This window comes from Kitasatospora sp. NPDC088160 (assembly GCF_044741445.1).
GTDB lineage: Bacteria > Actinomycetota > Actinomycetes > Streptomycetales > Streptomycetaceae > Kitasatospora.
Genome location: NZ_JBIUSS010000001.1, coordinates 94,324 through 116,520, shown reverse-complemented (window position 1 = coordinate 116,520; position 22,197 = coordinate 94,324). Strand labels below are relative to the sequence as shown.

At 72.9% G+C, this 22,197-nt stretch carries 24 protein-coding genes; 10 read left to right on the top strand and 14 right to left on the bottom strand.

The features are described 5' to 3' along the window. The first annotated feature begins 4 nt into the window (after positions 1-4). A complete protein-coding gene (locus tag ACIOGZ_RS00470; RefSeq protein WP_400984174.1) occupies positions 5-1,408 on the top strand; it encodes an aldehyde dehydrogenase family protein in 1,404 nt (467 codons plus the stop codon). A gap of 21 nt (positions 1,409-1,429) precedes the next feature. Further along, positions 1,430-2,587 (top strand): NAD(P)-dependent alcohol dehydrogenase, encoded by a 1,158-nt coding sequence (locus tag ACIOGZ_RS00465; RefSeq protein ID WP_363579590.1) that lies wholly within the window; start codon positions 1,430-1,432, stop codon positions 2,585-2,587. Between the two features lie 24 nt (positions 2,588-2,611). Here the strand turns inward: ACIOGZ_RS00465 and ACIOGZ_RS00460 are convergent, their stop codons facing one another. From ACIOGZ_RS00460 to ACIOGZ_RS00415, 10 genes are all read right to left on the bottom strand, one after another. Then, complete coding sequence (locus tag ACIOGZ_RS00460; RefSeq protein WP_363579591.1) at positions 2,612-3,517, bottom strand: class I SAM-dependent methyltransferase; 906 nt, start codon at positions 3,515-3,517, stop codon at positions 2,612-2,614. Between the two features lie 162 nt (positions 3,518-3,679). Continuing rightward, on the bottom strand, positions 3,680-4,216 hold the full coding sequence (locus ACIOGZ_RS00455) for a hypothetical protein (RefSeq protein WP_363579592.1): 537 nt from the start codon (positions 4,214-4,216) through the stop codon (positions 3,680-3,682). A gap of 312 nt (positions 4,217-4,528) precedes the next feature. Continuing rightward, on the bottom strand, positions 4,529-5,503 hold the full coding sequence (locus ACIOGZ_RS00450; RefSeq protein WP_363579593.1) for an urease accessory protein UreD: 975 nt from the start codon (positions 5,501-5,503) through the stop codon (positions 4,529-4,531). Next, positions 5,500-6,120, bottom strand: coding sequence for an urease accessory protein UreG (gene ureG / locus ACIOGZ_RS00445; RefSeq protein ID WP_063349828.1), 621 nt, complete (start codon positions 6,118-6,120; stop codon positions 5,500-5,502). The genes ACIOGZ_RS00450 and ureG overlap by 4 nt, the downstream gene beginning before the upstream one ends. A gap of 97 nt (positions 6,121-6,217) precedes the next feature. Continuing rightward, the gene (locus tag ACIOGZ_RS00440) at positions 6,218-6,988 is read right to left on the bottom strand and encodes an urease accessory protein UreF (RefSeq protein WP_400984169.1); all 771 of its coding nucleotides are present in this window, start codon (positions 6,986-6,988) and stop codon (positions 6,218-6,220) included. Further along, positions 6,985-8,709, bottom strand: coding sequence for an urease subunit alpha (gene ureC / locus ACIOGZ_RS00435; RefSeq protein ID WP_350886999.1), 1,725 nt, complete (start codon positions 8,707-8,709; stop codon positions 6,985-6,987). Before ureC ends, ACIOGZ_RS00440 begins: the two co-directional genes overlap by 4 nt. Next, the gene (locus ACIOGZ_RS00430; protein ID WP_350887002.1) at positions 8,709-9,107 is read right to left on the bottom strand and encodes an urease subunit beta; all 399 of its coding nucleotides are present in this window, start codon (positions 9,105-9,107) and stop codon (positions 8,709-8,711) included. The genes ureC and ACIOGZ_RS00430 overlap by 1 nt, the downstream gene beginning before the upstream one ends. A 24-nt stretch (positions 9,108-9,131) precedes the next feature. Further along, on the bottom strand, positions 9,132-9,998 hold the full coding sequence (locus ACIOGZ_RS00425) for a cobalamin biosynthesis protein CbiX (RefSeq protein ID WP_363579594.1): 867 nt from the start codon (positions 9,996-9,998) through the stop codon (positions 9,132-9,134). Positions 9,999-10,001: 3 nt separating this feature from the next. Continuing rightward, complete coding sequence (locus tag ACIOGZ_RS00420; RefSeq protein ID WP_063349823.1) at positions 10,002-10,307, bottom strand: urease subunit gamma; 306 nt, start codon at positions 10,305-10,307, stop codon at positions 10,002-10,004. Between the two features lie 90 nt (positions 10,308-10,397). After that, positions 10,398-11,369: an urea transporter gene (locus ACIOGZ_RS00415; RefSeq protein WP_363579595.1), complete on the bottom strand. Its 972-nt coding sequence runs from the start codon at positions 11,367-11,369 to the stop codon at positions 10,398-10,400. A 699-nt stretch (positions 11,370-12,068) separates the two neighbouring features. Here ACIOGZ_RS00415 and ACIOGZ_RS00410 point away from each other — a divergent pair. Both ACIOGZ_RS00410 and ACIOGZ_RS00405 read left to right on the top strand, forming a co-directional pair. Continuing rightward, complete coding sequence (locus ACIOGZ_RS00410; protein ID WP_400804652.1) at positions 12,069-13,817, top strand: MFS transporter; 1,749 nt, start codon at positions 12,069-12,071, stop codon at positions 13,815-13,817. Next, positions 13,814-14,458: a MarR family winged helix-turn-helix transcriptional regulator gene (locus ACIOGZ_RS00405; protein WP_400984165.1), complete on the top strand. Its 645-nt coding sequence runs from the start codon at positions 13,814-13,816 to the stop codon at positions 14,456-14,458. Before ACIOGZ_RS00410 ends, ACIOGZ_RS00405 begins: the two co-directional genes overlap by 4 nt. 20 nt (positions 14,459-14,478) lie before the next feature. Here ACIOGZ_RS00405 and ACIOGZ_RS00400 read toward each other — a convergent pair whose 3' ends face one another. Beyond that, positions 14,479-15,240: an alpha/beta fold hydrolase gene (locus ACIOGZ_RS00400; RefSeq protein ID WP_363579598.1), complete on the bottom strand. Its 762-nt coding sequence runs from the start codon at positions 15,238-15,240 to the stop codon at positions 14,479-14,481. Between the two features lie 105 nt (positions 15,241-15,345). Between ACIOGZ_RS00400 and ACIOGZ_RS00395 the strand changes: the two genes are divergently transcribed. The 3 genes from ACIOGZ_RS00395 to ACIOGZ_RS00385 all read left to right on the top strand — a co-directional run bounded on the left by ACIOGZ_RS00395 (position 15,346) and on the right by ACIOGZ_RS00385 (position 18,314). After that, on the top strand, positions 15,346-15,879 hold the full coding sequence (locus ACIOGZ_RS00395; protein ID WP_363579599.1) for a SigE family RNA polymerase sigma factor: 534 nt from the start codon (positions 15,346-15,348) through the stop codon (positions 15,877-15,879). Next, the gene (locus tag ACIOGZ_RS00390) at positions 15,876-16,820 is read left to right on the top strand and encodes a hypothetical protein (protein ID WP_363579600.1); all 945 of its coding nucleotides are present in this window, start codon (positions 15,876-15,878) and stop codon (positions 16,818-16,820) included. Before ACIOGZ_RS00395 ends, ACIOGZ_RS00390 begins: the two co-directional genes overlap by 4 nt. Before the next feature lie 387 nt (positions 16,821-17,207). Continuing rightward, entirely contained in the window at positions 17,208-18,314 is a 1,107-nt protein-coding gene (locus tag ACIOGZ_RS00385) for a serine hydrolase domain-containing protein (RefSeq protein ID WP_400805266.1), read from the top strand. A 93-nt stretch (positions 18,315-18,407) separates the two neighbouring features. Here the strand turns inward: ACIOGZ_RS00385 and ACIOGZ_RS00380 are convergent, their stop codons facing one another. The 3 genes from ACIOGZ_RS00380 to ACIOGZ_RS00370 form a co-directional block, all read right to left on the bottom strand. Next, positions 18,408-19,145 (bottom strand): SDR family oxidoreductase, encoded by a 738-nt coding sequence (locus ACIOGZ_RS00380; protein WP_363579601.1) that lies wholly within the window; start codon positions 19,143-19,145, stop codon positions 18,408-18,410. An 84-nt stretch (positions 19,146-19,229) separates the two neighbouring features. Continuing rightward, the gene (locus tag ACIOGZ_RS00375) at positions 19,230-19,661 is read right to left on the bottom strand and encodes an Rrf2 family transcriptional regulator (RefSeq protein WP_363627612.1); all 432 of its coding nucleotides are present in this window, start codon (positions 19,659-19,661) and stop codon (positions 19,230-19,232) included. Positions 19,662-19,765: 104 nt separating this feature from the next. Beyond that, on the bottom strand, positions 19,766-20,269 hold the full coding sequence (locus tag ACIOGZ_RS00370) for a DUF3592 domain-containing protein (RefSeq protein WP_363627613.1): 504 nt from the start codon (positions 20,267-20,269) through the stop codon (positions 19,766-19,768). A 322-nt stretch (positions 20,270-20,591) separates the two neighbouring features. On the opposite strand from ACIOGZ_RS00370, the gene ACIOGZ_RS00365 reads away from it, so the two are divergent. The 3 genes from ACIOGZ_RS00365 (at position 20,592) to ACIOGZ_RS00355 (ending at position 22,192) form a co-directional block, all read left to right on the top strand. Beyond that, entirely contained in the window at positions 20,592-20,978 is a 387-nt protein-coding gene (locus ACIOGZ_RS00365; RefSeq protein ID WP_363579604.1) for a nuclear transport factor 2 family protein, read from the top strand. A gap of 81 nt (positions 20,979-21,059) precedes the next feature. Next, positions 21,060-21,497, top strand: coding sequence for a GNAT family N-acetyltransferase (locus tag ACIOGZ_RS00360; protein ID WP_363627614.1), 438 nt, complete (start codon positions 21,060-21,062; stop codon positions 21,495-21,497). 107 nt (positions 21,498-21,604) lie between these two features. Further along, positions 21,605-22,192: a helix-turn-helix domain-containing protein gene (locus tag ACIOGZ_RS00355; RefSeq protein ID WP_363627615.1), complete on the top strand. Its 588-nt coding sequence runs from the start codon at positions 21,605-21,607 to the stop codon at positions 22,190-22,192. Positions 22,193-22,197: the final 5 nt, after the last annotated feature.

The following is a 22,197-nucleotide window of genomic DNA, read 5'->3' as shown; positions in this document are numbered from 1 at the left end:
CGGCATGCCGGCGAGCCGGCCCGGCCGCCCGCCCGGGCCCGACGGCGGTCGCTTCGCCGTCGTCGACCCGGCGACGGGCGAGGCCTTCGCCGAGGCCCCCGACCAGCAGCCGGACGCGCTGGACGCCGTCGTCGGCCGGGCCCACGAGGCCTGGCGCAGCTGGCGGGCCGACCCCGCCGCCCGCGCCGCCGCGTTGCGCGCGGCAGCCGACGCCGTGGAGGCTGCCGGAGCCGACCTCGCCCCGCTGCTCACCCGGGAACAGGGCAAACCCCTGGCCGAGTCGGCCGCCGAGGTCGCCCGGACGGCGGCCCGCCTGCGCTACTTCGCCGACCTGGCCCCCGGGCCCCAGCCGATCGCGGACGGCCGTCCGGTGCGCAGCGAGATCCGCTGGCGGCCGCTGGGGCCGGTCGCCGCGATCGTCCCGTGGAACTTCCCGCTCCAGCTCGCGGCGGCGAAGTTCGCGCCCGCGCTCGCCGCGGGCAACACGATGGTGCTCAAGCCCTCCCCGTTCACCCCCCTCGCCACCCGGCTGCTGGGGTCCGTCCTCGCCACCGCCCTCCCCGAGGGCGTCCTGACGATCGTCACCGGCCGCGAACCCCTCGGCGCCCTGCTCGCCTCCCACCCGGGGATCCGCCACGTGACCTTCACCGGCTCGGTCCCCACCGGACGGGCCGTCGCGGCGGGCGCGGCCGTCTCGCTCGCCCGGGTCACCCTGGAGCTGGGCGGCAACGACGCCGCCGTCCTGCTGGACGACGTGGACGTGGACCGGATCGCGGACCGGCTGTTCTGGGCGGCGTTCCGCAACTGCGGGCAGGTCTGCATGGCGGTCAAGCGCGTCTACGCCCCGGCCCGGCTCCACTCCCACGTGGTCGAGGCCCTCGCGGAGCGGGCGAAGAGCGTCGTCGTCGGCGCCGGACTCGACCCGGGCACCCAGCTGGGGCCGGTCAACAACGCCCCCCAGCTGGCCAGGGTCGAGCGCTACACGGCCCGGGCCCTGGCGGACGGCGCCCGGGCCGCGGCCGGTGGCCACCGGCTGGACCGGCCGGGCTACTTCTTCGCCCCGACGGTGCTGGCCGACGTCCCCTCCGACAGTCCGGTGGTGACGGAGGAGCAGTTCGGCCCGGTCCTGCCGGTGCTGCCGTACCGGAGCGTCGACGAGGCCGTCGAGGCGGCCAACGACACCGGATTCGGGCTGGGCGGCTCGGTGTGGGGGACGGACCTCGACCGGGCCGAGGCGGTGGCCGACCGGCTGGAGTGCGGGACGGCGTGGATCAACCACCACGCCGAGCTGTCCCTCGCCCAGCCCTTCGCGGGCATCAAGGACAGCGGTGTCGGCGTCGCGGGCGGGCCGTGGGGGCTCTACGGGAACCTCAGGCCGTTCGTCGTGCACCGGCCTGAGGAGGCTTGACGATCCGGAGGAGGCGTGACGATGAGGTTCGACGCGGCGGTACTGCGCTCGTACGAGGGCGGGTTCGTCGTCGAGGAGGTGGTCCTGAACGGGGGGCCGGCCGACGGCGAGGTGCTGGTGCGGATCGCGGGTTGCGGGATGTGCCGCACCGATCTCGCGGTCCGGCGTTCGGCGGGCCGCTCGCCGTTGCCTGCGGTGCTCGGGCACGAGGGGGCCGGGGTCGTGGTGGAGACCGGCGGCCCGGGCACCGGGCTGAGCGTCGGCGACCACGTCGTGCTGAGCTTCGACTCGTGCGGACACTGCCGGAACTGCCTGGGTGCGGCCCCCGCCTACTGCGACTCCTTCGCCGCGCTCAACCTCTTCGGCGGGCGCGAGGAGGAGGCGGCGCGGTTCACCGACGCGGCCGGGGGCGAGCTGGCCCCCCGGTGGTTCGGCCAGTCCTCGTTCGGCGAGTACGCGATGGTTCCGGCGCGCAACGCCGTCCGGGTCGACCGCTCGCTGCCCGTCGACCTGCTCGGGCCCCTCGGCTGCGGCTTCCTGACCGGTGCCGGGGCGGTGTTCAACTCCTTCGGCGCCGGCCCCGGCGACACCGTCCTGGTCCTCGGCGCGGGGGCGGTTGGCCTCGCCGCGGTGATGGCGGCCACGGCCGCCGGGGCGGTGGCCGTGGCCGTCGACCGCTACACCGAACGGCTGAACCTCGCCGAGCGGTTCGGCGCGATCCCGCTGCGCGCCGGACCGGCCGACCACGCCTCCGGGCCCGACCTGGCCTCCCGGCCCGGCCTTGTCCCCCGGCCCGGCCTGGCCGAGCGGATCCAGCGGCTGACCGACGGTGGCGCCCAGTACGCGCTGGACACCACGGCCTCCGGCCCGCTGATCAACGAGGCGCTCCGGGCCCTGCGCCCGACCGGCCACCTCGGGCTGGTGGCCCGGCTCCGCACCGCGCTGTCGCTCGATCCGGGGACACTGGACCGGGGCCGGCGGATCTCGCACATCTGCGAGGGGGACGCGGTGCCGGCGCTGCTGATCCCCCGGCTGACCCGGCTGTGGCAGGCCGGGCGGTTCCCCTTCGACCAGCTGATCCGCCGGTACCCGCTCGCCGCCATCAACGAGGCCGAACGCGACTGCGACGCGGGCCGGGTGGTCAAACCCGTCCTGATCCCGGAGCGGAGCGCCCGCTGAGCGAGGCGCTCCGCCCTCCTGCACCTACACCCGGGGCTTGTGCGCGAACACCCAGCGGTTGCCCTCCAGTGCGTCGTTCGGCTCGGGCAGGGGGCCGCGACCGTGCTGGTGGGTGAAGTCGAAGGGGGTGTGGACCGAGGTGATCCAGCCCTTGCCGGCCAGGGCGCCCGCGGAGTCGGGCCGCGGCTCTCCGTCGAACAGATCGAGCAGGTCGATGCCGATCTGGTGTTTCGTCGAGGTGTAGAGCGGGCTCTCGCGGTACTCCAACAGGCTCTTCTCCAGCTTGACCTCGTACGCCATGGCACTGCCGCCCGCACTCAACCGGTCGACCGTGTCGATGAGTTGCGTCTCGACACCGTTGGGCAGGTAGAAGAGCAACCCCTCCGCCAGCCAGACGCTCGGTACGGCCGCGTCGAAGCCGGCCTCGGTCAGCGCTCCGGCCCAGTCGGCGCACAGGTCGGCGACGACCGGTACGCGCGCCGCCTTCGGGGAGGCCGACAGCCCTCCGAGCACCCCGTGCTTGAAGGCCAGTACGCCCTCCCGGTCGACCTCGAAGACCGTGCAGCCGGGAGGCCAGTCGAGCCGGAACGCCCGCGTGTCCAACCCGGCGCCGAGCAGGACCACTTGGCGGGCGCCCGCGTGCACCGACCGGAGCAGGAAGTCGTCGAGGACCCTCGTCCGCAGGCCGAAGTAACGCGCGAACCGCCCCCACAGCGGGTTCGCATCCCCGTCCGGCACCTGGTGCATCCGGACCGGCCAGCCCGCGGACGCCGGCGCGGCGAGCACGAAGTGCTCCGCGTAGACGTCCTGCGCCAGGGTGTCGTGCCGGTGGGTCTCGATCGCGCGCGCCGCGGCGACCAGGAGAGCCGTCAGACCGACACCGCCCTCCACCCCCTCCACACCGGTGCTCCGGTGCGCCGTACCGACCATGTGTCCTCCCCTTGAAGCGAGTTGAGAACGCGAACAGCGAGGAATGCGACTGCCTCCTCACTATCCAGCCGGCCCTCGCCCGTCCGGGAGCGGTCCCACCGGATCCACCCGACCGGGTGAATCCCGCCGCCGCGGCGCCCGGACGCCCCCCGGGTGTGCTGCTCACCGACCGCGCCGGGCCTGTTCGCGCACGTGCTCGGGGTACCAACGGGTGATCCGGAACGCCAGCACCAGCAGGATCACCGGGATGACCCAGGTCAGCCAGTCCTTCGCCGAGCCGACGTGCAGGGCCGCCAGCCCCAGGAGCGCGGTGATCAGGAAGACCGCGCCCCAGAGCGCGGTCAGCAACCGGTTGGTGCGCTGGAACCGCGGCGTACCCCAGACCTCCGGCGGCGTGGACTCCCGGGCGTACTGCTCGGTGAACGGTGTGAACGCCAGCGACCCCAGGGCCACCACCGCGAGCACGCCGCTGGACAGCACCTGCGCGTAGGTCTCCAGCCAGATCAGGCTGTGCCGGTCGAGCGCCAGGCCCAGCACGCAGAGCACGGCGAAGAAGGCCACGCCGACGATGCTGAGCACCTTGAGCGCATGGTGGCGCGCGTCCGGTACGGCGAGGACGAGCGCGGCGACCAGCGCCGTCAGGGCCGCCAGTTTCCAGGTGCTCGGCCCGGCGATGACGTCGAACACGATCCACGGCACGAACGAGAGGAAGACCGAGCCGGATCGCAGACCGCCCCGGCTCTGGCGTCCCGGCCCCGGACCGGGGGCGGGGACGGGGGCGGGATCGACTGCCGCGCCGGATGCCGGGCCGCCGGATGCGGGGTCGGGTGGGGAAGGTCCGAACGTGGGTCGGTGCATGAGAGCCTCCGGTTCCATGCTGCGACCAGGCCGGTCCGGCTGCATCCGGGGCCGCCCTCGCCCCCTCGCCCCCTCGCCCCCTCGCGCCCCCTCCCCGAGGCGCCGGGGCGCTTCGGGGAGGTGCGGGGAGGTACGGGGAGGTGCGGAGCGGGGTCAGGTCTTGCGCAGGGCCGGAGCCGGGGCGCCGATGAGGAGCCGGCGGACGGCGTCCCAGGCGGTGCGCTGGGCGGCGGCGCAGGCGCGGGTGTCGGAGCCGAGCAGGCGGAGCCAGGCGCCGCTGTCGTGCGGGAGGACGCTGACGCCGTGGAGCAGGCCGCTGCCGGCCAGGGCCTCGTGCAGGGTGTCGGCGACCTGCGCGGCGGGGGCGAGCGGCGTGACGACGTAGAGGCTGGCCATGACGTCGTGGCCGGCCAGGACCGCCGGGCCGGTCACGCCGGCCTCCAGGGGCTCCAGCCGGACGGTGTCGAGGGCGATCAACTGGCCGTCGGGGCGCCGCACTTCGAGGTCGGAGGCGAACACCTGGTAGGCGTTGCGCTCGCCCCGGGCGAGGCGGCCGGCGAGGACGGTCTCGCCGGCCAGCACGGTGGCGGTGGGGTCGACGGTGAGGACGGTGCGCTGGTAGAGCCGGGAATCGACGAAGGGGATGACGGGCTCGGGCAGGTACTCGACGTAGGCGCGGGGGCCGGCGTCCAGGTTGACCAGCTGCGTCGCGTAGTCGAACTCCATCCGGTAGACCTTGGTGGCCGCCTGGGTGGTGAGGTGGGTCGCGGTGTCGGCGCCGCAGCGCAGGTCGGTGCGGAGCCGGTCGGCCTGGAGGATGCCGCCGCCGGTGGACATCAGGAAGGTGACGGCGAGGTCCGGGCGGGCCGGGTCGAAGTAGAGCGGGCGCATGATCTGCAGCGGCGACTTCTGGTAGTGGCCGGTGAGTTCGGTGCGTTCGCCGATCCGTTCGAAGGCCAGCTCCAGCAGGCCGACCTTGCCGGGGCGCCCGACACCCAGGGTGTCGGGCGTCCCGGCGTACCGGCGGACGGCGTACGGGACGCGGGCCGGCTCGTAGTGCCGCGGATCGAGCCGGGGCACGGCGGCCTCCCCCGCAGCCGCTTCCCCCGCGGCCACCGTGACGGTCATGCCGGGACCTTGCGGAAGGTCTCCAGGAAGGTGGCGATCTCGTCCAGCCCGTGCCCGGTGAGGCAGTTGGTGAGCACGACCGGCCCGCCCTCGCGGACGCGGTGGGCGTCGGACTCCATGATGCCGAGGTCCGCGCGGACGTACTGGGCGATGTCGATCTTGTTGATGACCAGCAGGTCGGACTCGGTGATGCCCGGGCCGCGCTTGCGGGGCATCTTCTCGCCCTCGGCGGTGTCCAGGACGAAGAGGAAGAGGTCGACCAGGACGGGGCTGAAGGTCAGCGTGAGGTTGTCGCCACCGGACTCGAACAGCAGGGTGTCGACGTCGGGGAAGCGCTCCAGCATCTCGGCGCCGGCCGCGAGGTTCATCGTCGGGTCGTCCCGGACGGCGGTGTGCGGGCAGGCGCCGGTCTCGACGCCGACGACCCGCTCGGGGTCGAGGACGCCGGCCAGGGTGCGACGCACGTGCTGCGCGTCCTCCTGGGTGTAGATGTCGTTGGTGATGACGGCCGGGCGGTGGCCGTTGGCGATCAGCACCGGGACGAGGGCCTCGATGAGCGCCGTCTTGCCGGAGCCGACCGGCCCGCCGATGCCCACGCGGAGCACGTTCTCGGTCATTGCTGTCTCCTTCTGATGCGGTGTGACGTTGGTTCTGCGTCCGGGAGGAACGGGAGCTGCGACACTCCGGCGCCCGCCCGCACCTCCCGGACGCGGTTCAGCTGGCGAACAGCCGGGCCTCGGCCCGTTCGTGCCGCCCGGACATCGCGTCCGCGACCGGCACGCACCCGCCCAGGTCTTCCAACTCCCGGGCGAGGGCGGCCCGTACGGTCTCCTCGATCACCGGCGCGGCGGCCCGCAGCACCACCTGCGCCTTGCGGTGGTCGGTCAGCCGCAACCGCAGGGCGGCGCCGACGAAGCTGGTGCAGAAGGCGAACAGGTCGCTGGCGACGGCCTGGTCGACGGGCACGGCGGCGGAGGCGTAGGCGACTCCGGCGGCCACCGGCTGGGAGCCGGGGGCCTGCTTGGCGGCGACCAGTTCGGCGTACCGGTCCAGCGGTTCGCCGCCGATCGACTCCCGGGCGATGTCGAGGAGTTGACGCCCGGTCCGGGTGGATGCCAGGCGCAGCTCGCGGTTGAGTTTGGTGGCGTGCAGCCGCTGGTCCACGTCGACCAGCAGGCCCCAGTCGCCGGCCCGGGCGGCGCCGTGGGCGAGGGCGAGCGCGGTGGCGTCGCCGGGGCCGACCGAGTGGCGCAGCAGGTCGGTGAGCAGGTCGGGCATGGTGTCCGGGGTGACGGCCTTGGCCTGTGCGTAGCCCTCCAGGCCGTGCGAGAGGGTGTAGAAGCCGCTGGGGAAGGCGGAGTCGGTCAGCTGGAGGCTGACCAGCAGGGCGTCCAGGCCTCCCCCGAGCCCGGGAGAGGCGAGCCCCGACGAACCGGGCCCCGAAGTACCGAGCCCCGACGAACCGGGCCCTGGAGAGCGGCTCACGCGAGGTAGAACAGGTGGTTGAGCGGGAGTTCGCGGGCGGGCTCGATGGTGGCCGGCTCGCCGTCCAGGGTGACCTTGTAGGTCTCCGGGTCGACGGCGATCTTCGGCAGCGCGTCGTTGCGGACCATGTGCTGCTTGCCGACCGAGCGACAGCGCCGCACGGGCAGGACCCGGCTGTCCAGCCCGAGTCGGGCCGGGACGCCGAGGTCGATGGCGGCCTGCGACATGAAGGAGACCCGGGTGGCCTGCTTGGCCCGGCCGAGCGCGCCGTACATCGGGCGGTAGTAGACCGGCTGCGGGGTGGGCAGCGAGGCGTTCGGGTCGCCCATCAGCGCCCAGTTGATGACGCCGCCCTTGATGACCATCTTGGGCTTGGCGCCGAAGGAGTTGATCGGCCAGAGCACGATGTCGGCGAGCTTGCCGCTCTCCAGCGAGCCGATGTGGTCGGCGGTGCCGGAGGCGATGGCCGGGTTGATGGTGAGCTTGGCGAGGTAGCGCAGGACGCGGAAGTTGTCGTTGCGCTCGGTGTCGCCGTCGAGCTTGCCGCGCTGGTCCTTGCAGTGGTGGGCGGTCTGGAAGGCGCGGGTGAAGGACTCCCCGATCCGGCCCATCGCCTGCGAGTCCGAGGAGAAGATCGAGATGACGCCCTCGTCGTGCAGGACGGTCTCGGCGGCGATCGTCTCGGCGCGGACCCGGGAGTCGGCGAAGGAGACGTCCTCGGGGATGTCGTGGCTGAGGTGGTGGCAGACCATCACCATGTCCAGCAGCTCGTCGACCGAGTTGACGGTGTAGGGCAGCGTGGGGTTGGTGGAGGACGGCAGGACGTTGGGCTCGCCGGCGATCCGCATGATGTCGGGGGCGTGGCCGCCGCCCGCGCCCTCGGTGTGGAAGGTGTGGATGGTGCGGCCGTCGATGGCGGAGAGGGTGTCCTCGAAGAAGCCGCCCTCGTTGAGGGTGTCCGTGTGGATGGCCACCTGGACGTCGTACTCGTCGGCGACGCCGAGCGCGCTGTCGATGGCGGCGGGGGTGCTGCCCCAGTCCTCGTGCACCTTGAGGCCGCAGACGCCGGCCTCGACCTGCTCGCGCAGGGCGCCGGGCAGCGAGCCGTTGCCCTTGCCGAGGAGTCCGACGTTGACCGGGAGGTCCTCGACCGCCTGGTACATCCGGTGGATGTTCCACGGGCCGGGGGTGCAGGTGGTGCCGTTGGTGCCGTCGGAGGGGCCGGTGCCGCCGCCGATGAGGGTGGTGATGCCGTTGCTCAGCGCCTCCTGCACCTGCTGCGGGGCGATGAAGTGGATGTGGGTGTCGATGCCGCCGGCGGTGGCGATCAGGTGCTCGCCGGAGATCACCTCGGTGCCGGGGCCGATGACCAGCTGGGGGTGCACGCCGCTCTGGGTGTGCGGGTTGCCGGCCTTGCCGACGGCGGTGATGAAGCCGTCCTTGACGCCGATGTCGCCCTTGACCACGCCGAGGACGGCGTCCATCACGACGACGTTGGTGATCACCAGGTCCAGCGCGCCCTGGGCGGAGGTGGCGGCCGGGTCCTGGGCCATGCCGTCGCGGATGCCCTTGCCGCCGCCGTAGACGGCCTCGTCGCCGTAGTGGCCCTGGTTGAAGTCCTTCTCGATCTCGACGACGAGGTTGGTGTCGGCGAGGTGGAAGCGGTCACCGACCGTGGGCCCGAAGAGATCGGTGTACTGCTTGCGGGACAGCGTGGCCATCAGCGGTCGCCTTCCTTGTGGTCGAGGTTGGTGCCCTTGAACCCGAGGGCGATCGCCCGGTCGATCGCCCGGGCGCGGGTGTCGGCCGACCTGATGCCGCCGTCGACGAGGTTGCTGAAGCCGATCAGGCGGCCGTGGCCGCCGAACTCGGCGAGCGTGACGTCCTTGGTGTCGCCCGGCTCGAAGCGGACGGCGGTGCCGGCCGGGATGTCCAGGTGCTTGCCGTAGGCGGCGTTGCGGTCGAAGTCGAGGGCGCGGTTGACCTCGAAGAAGTGGTAGTGCGAGCCGACCTGGATCGCCCGGTCGCCGGTGTTGCTGACCGTGATGGTGACCTGGGCGCGACCGGCGTTGATCTCCACCGGGTCGTCGCCGTACAGGTACGTGGCGCCACCAGACATGGCGGGCCCTTCCTCTCTGTCGGTTCAGTGATGTGTGTGGCCGTGGGTGTGTCCGTCGGCGGCACCGGGGCCGTGGCCGTGCGAGTGGTCCCCGCCGGGGCCGTGGCTGTGGGCGTAGCCGTGCCCGTGCTCGGCGTCGAGGCCGGCCAGGATGCCGTCCTCGCCGTGGCCGAGCAGGTGCAGGGCCGCCGCGGTGCGGGCCGCGACGACGCCGGCGATCGCGGACGACCGCAGCAGCGGCCCGCCGTCCCGCACCCCGGGCAGTTCGGTGCGCAGCGCCGGTCCGAACGAGGCCGGTACGGCCGTCACTTCGCGGGCGCCGAGCAGCCGGCAGCGTTCGGCGCCCTCGGCGAGGTCGGGGTCGCCGCCCGCGAAGGCCACCTCGACCCAGCGGTGGTGGCCGTACTGGCGGACCAGCCGGGCGATCCGGAACAGGTCCGCGTCCTCGAACGGGCCGGCCGCCGGGGCGGTGACCAGCACGGCGCCGTCGGACCCGGGGGCGGCGGAGGCCGCGGCCCGCAGCCAGCCGACGAGGTGGTCCTTGCCGCCGAACGCCCCGGTCAGGGCGAGTCGTCCGCGCCCCTCCCCTGCTGCCAGCCAGCGCAGCGCCCGGGCGGTGTCGGCCACCAGCTTCGGGTCGCGGCCCAGCGTCATCGGGACGACACACACCGGGCCGTCGGTGGCGGCCAGCGCCGAGCGGACGGCCTCGCCGAGCGCCCGGCCGGCGGCGGCCGCGGCGTGGACGGCGGGCTCGCGCTCCACCAGGGCGGCCAGGTCCCGGCCGCCGTCGCTCTCGTGCCCGCCGGCCAGCACCACCGTGGCGGCGGGCGGCGGGGCCGAGGTCGGCGCCGGCGTCGGACCGGTCGCCGCTTCCGCCTGACGTACGGTCATGGCTCAGGCACCCACCGGGTCGTGGCAGGAGACCAGCTTGGTGCCGTCCAGGAACGCGGCCTCGACCTGGAGCAGCGGCAGCATCTCGCGGACGCCGGGCATGACGTCCTCGCCGCTGACGACCTGCTTGCCGATCTCCATGCACTCGGCGACGGTGCGCCCGTCCCGGGCGCCCTCCATGATCGCCTCGCTGATCAGCGCGCAGGCCTCGCTGTAGTTCAGTTTCACACCGCGGTCGCGGCGTTTGCGGGCCAGATCGGCCACAACGTAGATGTACAGCTTGTCCATCTCACGCGGGGCGAGATTCACGGGAATCACTCTTCCTTTCCGAGGGAACTCCGCAGGAACTCCGAATGAACACGCCTGTCACGAGCGGGAATTCGGACTACCGAAACCCGGTCAGACCCTGCGCAGCCGGGGAATGGCCGGCACCGCCGCCAGGAACAGCATGGTGGTCAGGACGAACGGCCAGGTGAAGGCGTGGCCGCCGAACGGCACGGTGGCGGCGGCCAGCGCCGGGGTCAGGACGGTGGCGGCGGCCGCGCCGAGGACGGCGTAGGCCGCGCTCCACCCGCCGGGGGCGACGAACACGCCGCACAGCGCCATCGCGACGAGCACCCCGCTGTACCCGAGCAGCCCCTGGCCGACGGCGTCGGCGGGCGCGCCGAGCGTCCAGGCGGTGAGCAGCCCGGTCGCACTGCCCGCGCAGGCCAGCAGGCCGGCCGGGCGGCTGGCCGCGAAGATGCCTGCCAGGAACAGCAGGCCGACGTACCACTGGGGCATGAAGAAGATCTGGCCGATGTTGGCGAAGAACCCGTGCCACAGCTGGTCCCAGGTCAGCCCGGTCGGGCCGGCGGCCGGCCCGGCCAGGGCGGTCGGGGCGCCGGTGCCGTGCCACAGGTGGCGGAAGCCGGGCGCCGCGGCCGTCGTCGCGGTGGCGACCAGGCAGAACGGCGCGGTGAGCGCGGGCAGTTTCCAGGTGTCGAGCACCGCGCCGAGGCCCGCGGTGACCACCACGGCGACGACGGCGCCGAGGACGGCCGCCGCGACGGTGGCGGGGTGGTCGGGGCCGAGGAACACCGCGCACCCCAGCGCCACGAGGCAGCCGTTGTAACCGTGCAGCCCGGCCTCGACGGCGTCGCGCGCCAACCGCAGGCCGTACGCGACGGCAGTGCCGACGGCGCTGCCGAGCAGGCCGTAGACGCCGTAGCGCCAGCCGGCCGCGAAGAGTGCGGCCACGAAGAACAGGCCGCAGACGGCGGACGGCATGAAGTCCACCTGCGCGACGCCGCGCAGGACTTCGACGGCTAACTTGAGGGATATCGGGCGGGCGGCCTCCGAGGCCCCCGGCTCACCCTTTTTCTGACCCATACTTCGCACCAATTCCCGGTACGTCTTTCCACGGCATGGCGAATAGTCCCGCAAGGCTGCTCGACTTTACTCGCGAGCACGCCCGGCGATTCCTCCGGAACCGTACTCCTGCGGAATGCCGGTCGGCGCGGACACGACCGGTTACACCCGTATGGCGAAGGGTGATCATCAGGCCTCTGAGCTGCAACAATATGTTGATTGCGCAGGTCAGCGACCCCCCTGCGGAGAGCCATTCTTTGCGAAGTTTTACTTGTGGCAGACGAAAATGAGAAGGTGGTCATGTCAAGGAATTCGACACGAAGCCGCCCCGGTCAGGCAATTCGGACATCCGGCGCCACGAAAGGGCGGCGCAGCACCGCGGGAATGTGGCGGAAATGTGTATGCGCCGCGTCGGAAAGCAGGGGCCGCCGGACGTGAGCCTGTGCGTACGAGCCGGCCGTCGGGCCCCGGCCGCGCGGGAGCGGGCCGCCGGCGGCCGGCCACCGACGGTCGGTGGCCGGCCGCCGGTGGCCGGTGGCGGCCCCCGGGATGCCTGCGGGGTATCGGCAGCAGGATGGTCGGACTATCGTTAGTTAGCGAAAGCTATCGAAGTACTCTCCGACTGGCGGCCCCCGGCCTGCCACTCACCTGGGGGCAGCGGTGGCGACGAAGATCCCGAACAACGGCAGAGGCAGGCGCGTCCGCACGGTCCGCGGGGCCGTGGCGGCGGACCATCCGCGGTACAAGTGGGTCGCACTCTCCAACACCACTCTCGGCACCCTGATCGCCACCATCAACGCCTCGATCGTCCTGATCTCCCTCCCCGCGATCTTCAACGGCATCGGCCTGGACCCGCTCCAACCCGGCAACGTCAGCTACCTGTTGTGGATGCTGATGGGCTACATGCTGGTCACCGCCGTCCTGGTGGTCACCCTCGGCAGGCTGGGCGACATCCACGGCCGGGTGCGGATCTACAACGCCGGCTTCCTGATCTTCACCCTCACCTCGGTGGCCCTCTCCCTCGACCCGCTGCACGGCGGGCCGGGCGCGCTGTGGCTGATCGGCTGGCGGGTGGTGCAGGCGATCGGCGGCTCGATGCTGATGGCCAACTCGGCCGCGATCATCACCGACGCGTTCCCCGCCCACCGGCGCGGCATGGCGCTGGGGGTGAACATCGTCGCGGGCATCGCCGGCTCCTTCATCGGCCTGGTGCTGGGCGGGCTGCTGGCCGAGTGGAACTGGCGGTCGATCTTCTGGGTCAACGTGCCGATCGGCATCCTCGGCACGGTCTGGGCCTACCGGTCGCTGCGCGAGACCGGCGTACGGCGGCCCGCCCGGATCGACTGGTGGGGCAACATCACCTTCGCCGTCGGCCTGACCGCCCTGCTCGCCGCGATCACCTACGGCATCCAGCCCTACGGCGGCCACACCATGGGCTGGACCAGCCCCTGGGTGCTGGGCGGGCTGTTCGGCGGTGTGGCGCTGCTGATCGCCTTCTGCCTGGTCGAGTCCAGGGTCGCCGAGCCGATGTTCCCGCTGGCGCTGTTCCGCGACCCGGTCTTCGCCGGCGGCAACGCGGCCACCCTGCTGGGCTCGATCGCCCGCGGCGGCCTCCAGTTCATGCTGATCATCTGGCTCCAGGGCATCTGGCTGCCGCTGCACGGCTACGACTACGCCGACACCCCGCTGTGGGCGGGCATCTACCTCGTCCCGCTGACCGTCGGCTTCCTGGCCGCCGGGCCGGTCTCGGGCTACCTCTCCGACCGGGCCGGGGCCCGGCTGTTCGCCTCCGGCGGGCTGGTGGTGATGGCCCTGTCCTTCGCCGGACTGCTGCTCCTGCCCACCGACTTCGGCTACCCGTGGTTCGCCGTCCTGGTGTTCCTCAACGGCCTGGGCGGCGGCCTGTTCGCGGCCCCCAACACCTCGCTGATCATGTCGAGCGTGCCGGCCGAGGCCCGCGGCGCCGCCTCCGGCATGCGGGCCACCTTCCAGAACGCCGGCATGGTGCTCTCGATCGGCGTCTTCTTCTCCCTGATGGTGGCCGGCCTGGCCGGCTCGCTGCCGCACACCCTCACCGCCGGGCTGACCGCGCAGGGCGTGCCCGCCGCCGACGCGCACACCATCGCCTCGCTGCCACCGGTCGGCACGCTCTTCGCCGCGTTCCTCGGCTACAACCCGATCCAGCAGCTGCTGGGCCCGCACGTGCTCGGCATGCTCCCGGCGGCCAACGCCCGGACGCTGACCGGCCGGGAGTTCTTCCCGCAACTGATCTCGGGCCCCTTCCACGACGGCCTGGTCGTGGTGTTCTGGCTGGCGATCGCCATGTCGCTGGTCGCCGCGGCGGCCTCGCTGGTGCGCGAGCGGACCGGGCCGCGGCGCCCCCGCCGCCCCCGGCCGGGCGCGGGCGAGGCCGCCGGACGGCCCGGCGCGAACCGGCCCGCACCGCACGGAAAGGCCCGCAGGCCATGACCGGGCGCGATGCCGCGACCGACGCCGACACCGACGCCGTGACTGACGCCGACACCGTGACCGACCCCGATGCCGATGCCGGGGCCGACACCGGGACCGGGAGCCACAGCGGAGCCGGGGCCGGTCTCTCCGCCGAGGCCCTCGTCCGGCTGCGGCTGGCGATCGGCCGGCTCAACCGGCAGATGGCCCGCGCCTCCGGCGGCCAGGACCTCACCGTCGCCCAACTCTCCGCCCTGGCCCGGGTGGAGGTGCACGGCCCGCTGCGGCTCGGCGAACTCGCCGCGCGGGAGGGGGTGGCCGTGCCGTCCGTGCTCCGTACGATCGCCCCGCTGACCGCCGACGGCCTGATCGCCAAGACCCCCGACCCGCTGGACGGCCGCTCCCAGTTGCTCGAACTCACGCCGGCCGGCCTGGCGGCGATCACCCGGATCCGCCGGGAGCGCTCCGCTCTGCTGGCCCGCCGCAGCACGCGGCTCACCCCGCAGCAGTGCCGCCGACTGGAGGCGGCCGTACCGCTGTTGGAGCTGCTGCTGGACGATCCCGACGCAGCCTGCCCCAGCCAAGCCTGTCCCGATCCGTCCTCCCCCGACCCGGCCTGCCCAGACCCGCCCCGCCCCGGCCGGCGCGGCTCCGCCGGCTGAGGCAGCGCTGCTCGGGGCGCCTACGCCGTCTCGCGGAGGAATCCGGTGAGCAGCTCGAAGGTCTCCTCGGGCCGCTCCAGACCGGGGAAGTGGCCGGCCCAGGGCAGTTCGAGCCGGCGGGCACCGGGGATCCGGGTCGCCAAGGAGTCGGCGATCTGCCGGAAGTCGTCCAGGTCGTGGCCGCCGGTCACGACCAGGCAGGGCGCCGTGATCCGGGAGAGGTCCGCTTCGTCGTCGGTGGGGCCGACCTCGGCGTCCGCCTGCACCTCGAAGGCGCGCCGCTGCATCCGGCGGACGAGTTCGCGGGCCTCGTCGCCCGCCTCCGGGCCCAGCCAGCTCTCGACGTTGAGCTCGACGGCGCCCTCCACGTCCCCGGTCGCGAGGAGTTCCCGCTCCCGCGCGGCGAAGGCCATCAGGGCGTCACCGGCGACGTGCCCGGACGCCCCGGAGCAGAGCAGGGCCAGCGCGGTGACGGCCCCGGGGCGCAGCGCCGCCACGTCCATGGCGACCTTCCCCCCGTACGAGGCGCCGATCAGCGCGGTGCTCTCGACGCCCAGGTGGTCGAGGAGCGCCAGCACGTCCTGCGCGTCGCTGTACGGGGCGTCGGCCGGCGGCGTGTCGCCGAAGGCCCGGAAGTCGCCCCGGATCACCCGGTAGCCCGCGTCGACCAGCCCCTGCCACTGCGGGTCCCACATCCTCCGGTCGCACACGGACGAGTGCAGCAGCACCACGGTGGGGCGGTTGCCCGGCAGGTCATGAGATACGTCATGGGAGAGGATCATCCGCGGATCGTATCGACGCCCCCGGGGGGCGCCAACCGGTTTGGTGATCGGCGGGAGTAAGCGCTTTGGGCCGCTTCCGGGCTCTAGGTGGGTGAGGAGGTGCTCATGGGAGGCACGAAGACCGACCGGGACGAGGAGTTCCAGGCGTTCATCGTCGGGGCCTGGCCACGGCTGCTGCGGACGGCGTACCTGTTGGCCGGGGAGCAGTACGCGGCCGAGGACCTGGTGCAGTCCGCGGCGGAGAAGGCCTGCGCGGCCTGGGCGAAGGTGCGACGGGCCGGCGATCCGCACAGCTACGTGCGGCGGATCCTGGTGAACGAACACGCCCGCCGCTGGCGCCGCCGCGCGCCGGAGCTGCTGGTGTACGCGGTGCCGGACGAGGCCGGAGCGGAGGACTGCTACGCCCGCTCCGACCAGCGCGGCGCGCTGATGACGGCGCTGGCCGCCCTGCCGGCCCGCCAGCGCGAGGCTGTGGTGCTGCGGTACTGGGAGGACCTGAGCGACAGTCAGGCCGCCGAGGCGATGGGCTGCTCGGCCGGAGCCGTGCGCAGCCACGCGGCCAAGGGGATCGCGAGACTGCGGGGGGCCGCAGCGCTGAAGGAAATCAAGGGCATGACGAGCATCGGAGGTGCGGTATGAGCGCGGGTGGCAACGGCGGGACGGTCGGCATGGGCGCGGCGGGCGACGACGGCGACGTGTGGGTCGGGCTCGGCCTGGCGGAGGTGGCGGCCGGGGCCAAGGTCGGCCCGGCGCCGATGGCGGACATCATGGCGGGCGGCCGCCGGATCCGGCGCCGTCGCCGGTCGGTGGTCGGCGCGCTCGCGCTGGCCTCCGTGGTGGTGCTGGGCGGCGGGACGATGGCGGGTCTGCACAGTTCCCCCGCGAGCAGCGGCACCCAGTCGCTCGTCCCGGCCAACGGCGGTCCCGGCGGCGGCACCGGGGGCGGTCCGGCCGCCCAGCCGTCCGGCACGGCGACGGCCGAGCGGGATCCGTTCACCCCGGTCCGGGTGACGCTGGCCCAGGGCAGCACCCCCGACGGCAAGACGTGGAAGCTCTGGACGGCACTCTGGCCGGTCGCCCCGAAGGAGCGGGCGTACGAGCAGGCGGTGGCCGTCTGGGAGGAGCGCCACGCCGTCGACTCCTCACTCGACAAGCCGACGGAGGCGTTCATCCAGCAGTACTGGCAGCCCACCGAGGACGTCGTGAACGACTACGTCACCCTGGACGACGTGCGCCAGCCGTACGACAACGCGGGCAGCTACCCGGCGCCGGGCCACGTCGACCCGCGGATGGCCGACACGTTCAGCGGCGGCCTGATGGGCGCCCGGGACAAGGCCGGCACGCCCGGTCCGCTCCCGATCAAGCTCGCCGTGATGGCCCTCGGCCCGGACGTCGGCAAGGTCCTGGTGACCTGGTCGGACGGCTCGGTCATGGAACCGTGGCTGAAGGCCGTCGGGGACTCCCCGTACCAGCGGCTGGTGGTCCCCGAGCAGCCGGGCAAGAAGGTGACGTCGTGGCAGTTCTTCGACAAGAACGGCGCCAAGCTGCCGGACGCCGGCGAGAAGATGCTGACCGAGTAGCGGTCGGCGCGACCGGCTGAACACGACCGGCCGATCACGACCGGGCCGATCACGACCGCCCGACCAGGCCCGCGGGGCCGGCCCGCACCCCCGTCGGGCCGGCCCCGCGTCGGCGTGCGGGCGGTCGGCGTGCGGGACGGTCGGCGCGGTCGGTGCGCATCGCGGAAACGTGGGAGAAAGTGCTCCCCCGGTCGGGGGAGGTCATCGACGAGCCGCCCGAGCAGACTGGCGATCACACCCGGGGAGGACCTCCCGGCCTCCCCTTGATTGCACCGGAGTTGACTCGTGCGTGAGCAGATGTGGCAGCCGCTTTCCTCCCGGCCTTCTTCCCGGCGTTCGTCCCGGCTCTCCTCCCGGCGCCCGCAGGCCGGTCGGCGCGGGGTCGTCGTGGCGGCGGCGGCCGCGGTGGCCGTCGGCCTCATGACCGCGGGCACCGCCCTGGCACCGTCCACGGCAGCCGCCGCCCCCCGCCCGGACGCCGTCCAGCAGGGGCTGAACGCGCTGGTCCGTGACGACGGCCTGCCCGCCGCGCTGGCCGGCGTCCAGGGCCGTGACGGCCGCACCCGCACCTACACCGCGGGGGTCGGCGACGTCACCACCCGCGCGAAGGTGCCGGTCGACGGCCAGGTGCGGATCGGCAGCAACACCAAGACGTTCACCGCGGTGGTCGTGCTGCAGCTGGTCGGCGAGGGGAAGATCGGGCTCGACGAGCCCGTCGAGTCCTACCTCCCCGGCCTGGTCCGCGGCGACGGCATCGACGGGCGCCACATCACGGTCCGCCAGCTCCTCCAGCACACCAGCGGGCTCCCGGACTACGAGGGCTACATCGACGAACCCTCCATCCAGCACCGGTACTTCGAGCCGCGCGACCTGCTGGACATCGCCTTCCAGCACAAGGCCGACTTCGCCCCGGGGGCGAGCTTCAAGTACAGCAGCACCAACTACGTGCTCGCCGGCCTGGTCGTCCAGAAGGTCACCGGCCGCCCCATCGCCGAACAGATTGACCAGCGCATCATCAAGCCCCTCGGCCTGCGGCACACCTACTACCCCGCCCAGGGCGACCGGACCATCCGCGAGGCCCACCCCCAGGGCTACCTCAAGGACGCGACCGACGGGCACCTGATCGACTTCACCGAGCTGGACCCCTCCGCGGGCGGGGCGGCGGGCCAGATGATCTCCACCAACTCCGACGTCAACCAGTTCTTCACCGCCCTCCTCGGCGGCCGCCTCCTGCAACCGGCCCAGCTCGCCCAGATGCGCACCACCGTCCCCATCGGCGACAGCGGCGCCGCCTACGGCCTGGGGCTCATCAGCCGACCGCTGTCCTGCGGCGGCGTCTACTGGGGCCACGGCGGCGACATCCCCGGCTACGAGACCCGGGGCGGGGCGACGGACGACGGCCGCGCCGTCAACATCGCGGTGACCACCGTCCCGCCGGACGCCGCCGGCTCGGAGCACGTCGAGAACGTCGTGGACACGGCCCTGTGCCGCTGACCGAAGTCCGGTGAGGGAGTGGGAAGTCGGCTGGGCCGACTTCCCACTCCGCCTTTCCACCCCGCTCAGGTTCCGTGCCGAGACGGAACAGCCCTAGAGCTGCGTGAGGCCGCCGTCGACGAGCAGTTCCGCGCCGGTGGTGAAGGAGCTCTGGTCCCCGGCCAGGTAGAGGGCGGTGGCGGCGACCTCCTCGGGTCGGCCGACGCGACCGAGCGGGGTCGTGGCGACGGCCTGATCGACCTGGGGGGACGCGGCCCGCAGCTCGTCGGCGCCGGGGGTCGTGACCGGGCCCGGGGTGAGGGCGTTGACCCGGATGCCGCGACCGGCGAGTTCGGTGGCCCAGGTGCGGGCGAGGCTGCGGATCGCGGCCTTGGTCGCGGCGTAGACGCCCAGACCCGGGACGCCGCGCAGGGCCGCACTGGACGAGAGCAGGATCACCGAGGCGCCGGCCGACAGCAGCGGGAGCGCCTTCTGCACGGTGAACACCGTGCCCTTGAGGTTCACGGAGGTGGTGTGGTCGTACTCCTCCTCGGTGATCTCGCCGAGCGGGCCGAAGTCCCCGAGGCCCGCGTTGGCCACGACGATGTCGAGCCGGCCGCTGCGTTCGGTGATCTCGGCGAAGAGCCGGTCGAGGTCGTCGAGCTTCGACACGTCGCCCCGGACGCCGATGCCCCGGCTGCCGACCTGCTCGACGGCGGCCGCCAGCTCGGCTTCACGGCGGCCGGTGAGGTAGACGGTCGCCCCCTCGGCGGCGAAGCGGCGGGCGATGGCCAGGCCGATGCCGGTGGAGGCGCCGGTGACGAGGGCGGTCTTGTTGTCCAGCTGTCCCATGAGATTCTCCGAATCTTGACGTAACTATTCTTGTTACATTTTTGGGCGCAAAAACCGGCGCGGGAAGCACTGCCACGGCCGAGGCTAGGCGGCCTTCAGCACATCGCGCAGCACATCCTCCAGCGTGGTTCCCGACAGCTCCCGGCGGAGGGTGGCCTCGATCCCGTCGTAGACGGCGGCCATCACCGGAGCGATGCCGTGGCCCACGACGCACTCGGGGTCGGGCGTGGCGGGGTGCAGGGCGAAGATCGGCCCTGGCTCCACCGCCTCGTAGACGTCGAGCAGGGTGATCGCCGACAGGTCCCGCGACAGCGTCCAGCCGGCCCCGGCACCCCTTCGCGAGTCGACCAGGCCCGCCGTGCGCAGCTGGGCCAGCAGGCGGCGGATCACCACGGGGTTGGTGTTGACGCTCGTCGCGATCTGCTCGGAGGTGGCGACCTCGTGGCCACGGCGCTGGTACAGCCCGATCCAGGTCAGGGCGTGTGCGGCGACGGTCAACCTACTGTTCGCGCTCATGCCGCCCATCACCCCTCTCCATGTCGTAACTGTAATAGTTACATCGACTGGCGGCAAGCGCGGCACGGCCACATCGGCGGGGCCGACTTCCCACTCCTCACCGCCTAAAGAGCGGTGGGCCGCCTGCGTGCCCGGGTGAGCCGGCGGTACGCGAGATGGACCGCGAGGCCCAGCAGGGTCATGACGACGGACGCCACCAGTGCGACCACATCGAGCGCGTTCCGGCCCAGTGAGTTCCAGAAACCGATGCTCGAAGCAAGGGCGGCGACGTCCGTGTGCCGGGGGTCGTACACCACCGCCACGGTGTCGCGGGCCTTGACGGTGTCGGTCACGTAGGCGAGTCGGGTCTCGACGGACGCCCCCTCGGAGGTCGTGAACCGCACCCGGCAGTTGGCGTTGCCCGCCGGGTTGTCCTGCGGCGCGCTCACCTCAGTGCACTCGGTGACGACCGCCGGCATGTGGACGCCGCGACTGCGGAGAGCCGACGTCACCCCCATGTCGTGCGGTATCAGGTAGACCAGGCTGAGGACGAACAGCAGGACCCCCAGGCCGATCATGGCGAGCGAACCGTTCCGCACGGTCCGGCCGTGGTCCGGCGCGTTCTCCATCGGTCCCCCCGGGTGTCGGCCCAACTGCCCACGTGCGCTCACGCTACCCGCACCCACCGACACCGGCGGTGCGCCGGAACACTGGCCGCCGGCAGCAGGGCGCTCGAAGCCGCGCGACCTCTCCGAGGCTCAACAGCACCGCTTCATCGACCTCATCGACGTGCTTGCACTCCACTGTCGGCTCTCCCACGACGGGAGGGTCAAGACGGGCACGGGCACCGGGCTCGTCAGGAGCCGTCCAGGATAAGGGGATCCGGTCACCCCGGTGGCAGTTCCGTCAAACAGCGCACACCCGCTGTGAGCGGACTGGTACGTTCCGCGCATGGACTTCAACGCCGTTGCCAACTCGTTCGTGCCGCACTACTACAACACCTTCGACTCCGGCATCTCGGGTCGCCCGAACCTCAACAGCCTCTACCGACCCGAGTCGATGCTCACCTGGGAGAACGCCCAGGTCCAGGGACAGCAGAACATCCTCGCGAAGCTGACGACGCCCCAACTGGCCACCGTCAAGCACAAGGTGAACACCACCGACGCACAGCCCGCCCCGGGCAACGGCGTACTGGTCACCGTCACGGGCAACCTCCTCATCGACAACGCCTTCGACAAGCCCCTGCAGTTCGCCGAGACGTTCAACCTGCAGCCGATCCCCGGCCAGCCCGGCGGCTTCTTCGTCCACAACCAGATCTTCCGCCTCATCTTCGCCTGAGCCGTCCGGGCCCGGGGCCTCCCGTCGGCTTCCCGCGCGGCGCGCGGAAGCCCCGGACCGACGCCACGACTTGGAGGAAGGGTGCACCTGCGCGAGCTCCGGCCGGGCGACGCCCACGCCGTCCGCCGCATCTACAGCGGCAGGTCGGTCGCCGACCTGTGGTTCGGCCAGATGACCGCCGCCCAGGCCCACGACTACATACGCGAAGCCCAGGAGGCCGACGCCCGCCGGCCGCGCACCGCACGCATCCTCGGCATCGACGTCCACGACGACCTGCTCGGCATCGTCCGGCTCCGCATCACCGGCCACACGGGCAGCCTCAGCTACATCCTGCGCGAGGACGCCTGGGGTCACGGCTACGCCACCACAGCGGTGCGCCGGTTCCTCGCCCACCACCGCACCCCACGGGTCACCGCCGAGCACCGCGTGGGCAACCCCGCTTCGGGAAGGGTCCTGGTGAAGACCGGCTTCGTCGTGACCACCGCGACCGACGAGATCGTCCGCTACGAACTGGGCTAGCGGCTGCCCCGCCAGCTCCGACTCCCCGGGGCCCGCGCCGGGCGTGACGCGGACCTTTGCCGTGTGTTTATATTGAACAATGGTTCAACCAAACACCGGACGCCCCCATGCCCCGCACGCCTGAGGCCTCGGCGGCCGTCCGCGAAGCGACCCGCGCCAAGATCCGGCGCGCCGCCGTCCTGCTCATGGCCGAACAGGGCTACCGCGCCACCACCCTGCGCCAGGTCGCCACCCGGGCCGGCGTCGCCGACGGACTGCCCTCCCGCTACTTCGGCAGCAAGGACGGCCTGCTGATCGACATCGCCGACGGCTGGCGCGAACGGACCCGCGCGGCGCTCGCCGCCCAACCGGCCGACAGCCCCGCCGCCACCCTGCAACTCCTGGTCCGCTCCGCCCTGCTCGGCCTGGACTCCGCCCCCGAGGAGGTCGAGGAGAGCCGGGCCGTCTCCGCCCTGCTCGCCGACCCCGAAGCCCGCGCCGTCCTGGTCGCCGCAGGCGCCGACCTCGCCTCCGCCGACCTCCTACAGGCCTTGGACGAAGCCCTGGCGGCCTGCCGCGTCCCCGACCCCGCCGCCGCCCGCCTGCTCCTCCTCGCCGGCATCCGCGGCGGCCTCACCCTCGCCGCCGAGGACCCGGCCTTCCCGCTGCGCGACCTGGAAGCGGCCCTGCTCGCCCACATCCTGCCGACGACCTGACCCCA